This window comes from Streptomyces coryli (assembly GCF_011044975.1).
GTDB classification, from domain to species: Bacteria; Actinomycetota; Actinomycetes; order Streptomycetales; family Streptomycetaceae; genus Streptomyces; species Streptomyces coryli.
The window spans coordinates 1-4,582 of the sequence record NZ_JAAKZV010000396.1; the positions used below are offsets into that span (position 1 = coordinate 1).

The following is a 4,582-nucleotide window of genomic DNA, read 5'->3' on the forward strand; positions in this document are numbered from 1 at the left end:
GCCGCGAAGTTCGGCACCCCGCCCCACGCCTCCCCCACCGCGTCCGCGGCGACGAGGGTCGCCATCGTGCTGGCGCCCGCCATCATCAGATTGACCAGCGCCACCCCGGCCACCAGCCGCAGCAGCGCCCCGCGCCGCCACCCCGCGCTATCCGTAAGTCCCATGCCCTGGAACGCTATTGACGGCGGGACATCGACTGAAGGCGCGATCAACGGACTTTCCCCGCCGATCGCCTTACGGACGAAAGGCAGTCGCCGCCCATGGACTCACGTTCCGAAATGCGCCTCGACGACCTGGACTGGAGCATCCTCCGCGAGCTCCAGGCCGACGCCCGGCTCTCGTACGCCCAGCTCGGCCGCCGGGTCAATCTCTCCCCGCCGGCCGTCGCCGAACGGGTGCGGCGGCTGGAGCGCGAGGGCGTCATCACCGGTTACGGGGCGCGGATCGAGCCCGCGCGCGTCGGCCAGCCGGTGGCGATGTTCGTGCAGCTGCGCTGCCGGCTCGGCAGCTGCCTGTTGCGCACCTCGGCCGCCGACGACTATCCGGAGGTGGTCGAGGTGCACAAGCTCACCGGCGAGCACTGCACCATGCTGAAGGTGCGGGCCACTTCCCTCGAGCATCTGGAGGGACTCCTCGAACGGCTCGGCAACCACGGGGCGCTCAGCACCTCCCTGGTCCTCTCGACCCAGTACGAGGGCCGCCCGGTGGAACCCGCCCCGGAGGACTTTCAGCGCGCCACCGACTCGGCAGGGTGGCGACGCCCTGACGGTCCGTAACCAGGGACGGGTGTTGGCGGGGTGTTGACGCTGAATCAGAGACGAAAGTCAGACCGGGCGGCGGGTACTGGGCCGAGTTGCCCCTTCCGTCTCGTAAGGTTTCCGCCGTGGGATCACTCCGCAACCCCGTTGGCCCCCTGCCGTCCTCGATCTACTGGCGACGGAGGGCGGTCGGCCTTGCGCTGCTCGCTGTGCTCGCACTGCTGATCACCTGGATGGTGAACCTGGGTGGCAATGGCGGTGACGGCAAGAACAACGACGGCAAGGGACCGGCCCCCTCGATCACGCCGGGCGACTCCCCCTCCGGACCCGCGATCAGCGAACGCCCGGGCGGCCGCGACGATACCGGCGGCAGCGGTACGGGCGGCGGCACCGGCGGCGAGGACGGCGGCGGCGACACGGGCGGCGAAGACGGCGGCGGCGATACGTCCGGCGGCGGCGAGGACGGCGGCGCCGGTACGGGCGGTGCCACGAGCGGCGGCGCGGCCGGGGTCGGCGGCGGCTTCGAGGTCGGCGACGACGGCGTGCCGGCCGGCTCCTCGATGGCGGCCTGCGACGACTCGGCCGCGAGCATCGAGATCCGCAGCGTGAAGGACACGTACAAGGCGGGCGAGACACCGAAGTTCGAGCTGATCGCGAAGAACGACGCGGGCAGCGCCTGCAAGCTGGCCTTCGGCCCGGAGGAAGCCGTCATCACGATCGAGAAGTCCGGCGACGACTTCTGGTCGTCCAAGGACTGCCCGTGGACGCGGAATCCGATACTGCTCCAGGTCCCGGCGGACGGTCAGACCTCGCGCACCATCGAGTGGGACCGCAGCCCGAGCGAGCCCAAGTGCGCGACGCCGGACCGCGGCAAGGCGGGGTCGGGGAAGTACGTGGCCGAGGTGAAGGCGGCGGGGCTGCCCGCGGACAAGGTGGAGTTCGAGCTCAAGAGCTGAGCTCAACTACACGTAGCGCTCCAGGATCGACGACTCGGCGAGCCGCGACAGCCCTTCCCGTACGGAACGGGCGCGGGCCTCGCCGACGCCGTCGACCGTCTGCAGGTCGTCGACGCTCGCGGCGAGCAGCTTCTGCAGGCCGCCGAAGTGCTCGACGAGCCGGTCGATGACCGTGCCGGGGATCCGCGGCACCTTGGCCAGCAGCCGGTAGCCGCGCGGCGAGACCGCGGAGTCGAGGGTCTCGGGCGAGCCGCTGTAGCCCAGCGCCCGGGCGACGGTGGGCAGTTCGAGCAGCTCGGCGTGTGAGAGCTTGTCGAGCTCGGTGAGGGCGTCGGGGACGGTGCGCGGCCGGCGGCCGGTGGAGCGCTCGGGCACGTAATCACGCACGACCAGCTCGCGCTCGGGGTCGACGCCGCTGATCAGCTCGTCCAGCTGCAGCGAGAGCAGCCGCCCGTCGGTGCCGAGCTCGACCACGTACTCGGCGATCTCGGTGGCGATCCGCCGCACCATCTCAAGTCGCTGCGAAACGGCGGTGACATCGCGGACCGTGACCAGGTCCTCGATCTCCAGCGCGGAGAGCGTGCCGGCGACCTCGTCGAGCCGGAGCTTGTAGCGCTCCAGGGTGGCGAGGGCCTGGTTGGCGCGGGAGAGGATCGCGGCGGAGTCCTCCATGACCCGGCGCTGCCCGTCCAAGTACATCGCGATCAGATGCATCGACTGGCTGACCGAGACGACCGGGAAGCCGGTCTGGATGGAGGTGCGCTGGGCCGTACGGTGCCGGGTGCCGGTCTCCTCGGTCGGGATCGACGCGTCGGGCAGCAGCTGCACGCCGGCCCGCAGGATCTTGGTGACGTCCTTGTCGATGATCACGGCGCCGTCGAGCTTGCACAGCTCGCGCAGCCGGGTGGAGGTGAAGTCGACATCGAGGACGAAGCCGCCGGTACAGATCTCCTCGACGGTCGCGTCCATGCCCAGGACGATGAGCCCGCCGGTATTGCCGCGCAGCACCCGCTCCAGGCCGTCGCGCAGGCCCGTGCCCGGAGCCACGGAGCTCAGCGCGTCGCGCAGCCGCTTGTCGGCACCGGGGCCCCCGCCCCTACCGGGCGCCGCTGCCCGTTCGTTGGCTGCCACTGCCAGTCCTCCGGTCCCCGCTCACACCTGGTCCTGCATTCCCCTTCCGGCCCCTCGCCGCACGCTCCTACGGGCGAGACCGGGGCAAAGTCTACCGGCGCGGATCCTCGGGCCGGTGGGCATCCTGCGGGTCGGGTCCCTCGAGGCCCGAGGTCACCCCCCGGAGGAACGCGGCGTCCTTGAGGGCAAAGACCGCAGCGCATCCCCTATGTCCGCTACCTCCCGGACTTTCATCCCGTCCGGGACCTTCCCGGGATCGACCGGGACCAACGCCTGCGTAAACCCGAGCCGCGCGGCCTCGGCGAGCCGCCGCTGCACCCCCGTGACTCTTCTCACCTCTCCCGCGAGTCCCACCTCCCCGATCGCCACCAGGTTCTTCGGCAGCGGGGTGTCGCTCGCGGCGGAGGCGAGGGCGAGCGCCACGGCCAGGTCGGCGGCGGGCTCGGAGAGCTTCACGCCGCCGACGGTGGCGCTGTAGATATCGCGCTTGCCGAGCGCGGCGATCTGGCCGCGCTGCTCCAGCACCGCCAGCATCATCGAGACCCGCGAGGTCTCGAGCCCCGAGGTGGTGCGGCGCGGCGACGGAATCTGCGAATCGACGGTCAGCGCCTGCACCTCGGCGACGAGCGGCCTGCGGCCTTCGAGGGTGACGGTCAGACAGGTGCCGGGGACGGGCTCGTCGCGGCGGGTGAGGAAGAGTCCCGACGGATCGGCGAGGCCGGTGATCCCTTCGTCGTGCAACTCGAAGCAGCCGACCTCGTCGGTGGCCCCGTAGCGGTTCTTCACGCCGCGGACGAGGCGGAGGCGGGCGTGCCGGTCGCCCTCGAAGTTGAGCACGATGTCGACGAGGTGCTCTAGCAGGCGGGGGCCTGCGATGGCGCCGTCCTTGGTGACGTGTCCGACCAGGATCGTGGACATCCCGCGCTCCTTGGAGGCGCGGATGAGGGCGCCGGCGACCTCGCGGACCTGGGCCATGCCGCCGGGCGCTCCGTCGATCTCGCCGGAGGCGACGGTCTGGACGGAGTCGAGGATGAGGAGGGCCGGCTTCACCTCGTCGAGGTGGCCCAGGACGGTGGCGAGGTCGGTCTCGGCGGCGAGATAGAGGTGATCGCTGAGGGCGCCGATGCGATCCGCCCGGAGGCGGACCTGCCCGGCGGACTCCTCGCCGGTGACGTACAGCGTGCGCTGGTCGGCGGAGGCGGCCTTCGACGCGACGTCGAGGAGGAGCGTGGACTTGCCGACGCCGGGCTCACCGGCGACGAGAACGACGGCCCCGGCGACGATGCCGCCCCCGAGGACGCGATCGAGCTCGTCGACGCCGGTCGTACGGGAGGTGGCCTGGCGGCTGTCGACCTCACCGATGGGGAGAGCGGACGACTGCACGCGAGCGGCAGCGGTGGTCCGGACGGCGGGCGCACCACCGGCCTCCTCGACGGTGCCCCAGGCCTGGCACTCCGGACAGCGACCGAGCCATTTCGCGGTGGTCCAACCGCACTCTGTGCAGCGGTAACTGGGCCGGTCCTTGCCCGCTGCTTTGCGTGATGCCATGCGGATCAACTTAGCGGGGTGGTCTGACAGTGGGCCGGCGCGCGGGGCTTTCGGCGGTGCGCGGGTCTTTCGGCGGCGCGCGGGGCTTTCGGCGGTGCGCGGGGCTTTCGGCGGTGCGCGGGGCTTTCGGCGGTGCGCGGGTCTTTCGGCGGTGCGCGGGGCTTTCGGCGGTGCGCCGCCCCACCCGCC

Annotated in this window: 4 protein-coding genes; 2 read left to right on the forward strand and 2 right to left on the reverse strand. The window is 71.7% G+C overall.

Annotated features, from left to right (window positions below; genetic code table 11):
• Nucleotides 1–260: 260 nt before the first annotated feature.
• Entirely contained in the window at nucleotides 261–776 is a 516-nt protein-coding gene (locus G5C51_RS39985; protein ID WP_165245532.1) for an Lrp/AsnC family transcriptional regulator, read from the forward strand.
• 107 nt (nucleotides 777–883) lie between these two features.
• The gene (locus G5C51_RS39990; protein WP_165245534.1) at nucleotides 884–1,714 is read left to right on the forward strand and encodes a hypothetical protein; all 831 of its coding nucleotides are present in this window, start codon (nucleotides 884–886) and stop codon (nucleotides 1,712–1,714) included.
• Between the two features lie 6 nt (nucleotides 1,715–1,720).
• Here the strand turns inward: G5C51_RS39990 and disA are convergent, their stop codons facing one another.
• Both disA and radA read right to left on the reverse strand, forming a co-directional pair.
• Complete coding sequence (disA, locus tag G5C51_RS39995; RefSeq protein ID WP_165245536.1) at nucleotides 1,721–2,845, reverse strand: DNA integrity scanning diadenylate cyclase DisA; 1,125 nt, start codon at nucleotides 2,843–2,845, stop codon at nucleotides 1,721–1,723.
• Nucleotides 2,846–2,998: 153 nt separating this feature from the next.
• Nucleotides 2,999–4,393 (reverse strand): DNA repair protein RadA, encoded by a 1,395-nt coding sequence (gene radA / locus G5C51_RS40000; RefSeq protein ID WP_165245538.1) that lies wholly within the window; start codon nucleotides 4,391–4,393, stop codon nucleotides 2,999–3,001.
• Nucleotides 4,394–4,582 lie beyond the last annotated feature (189 nt).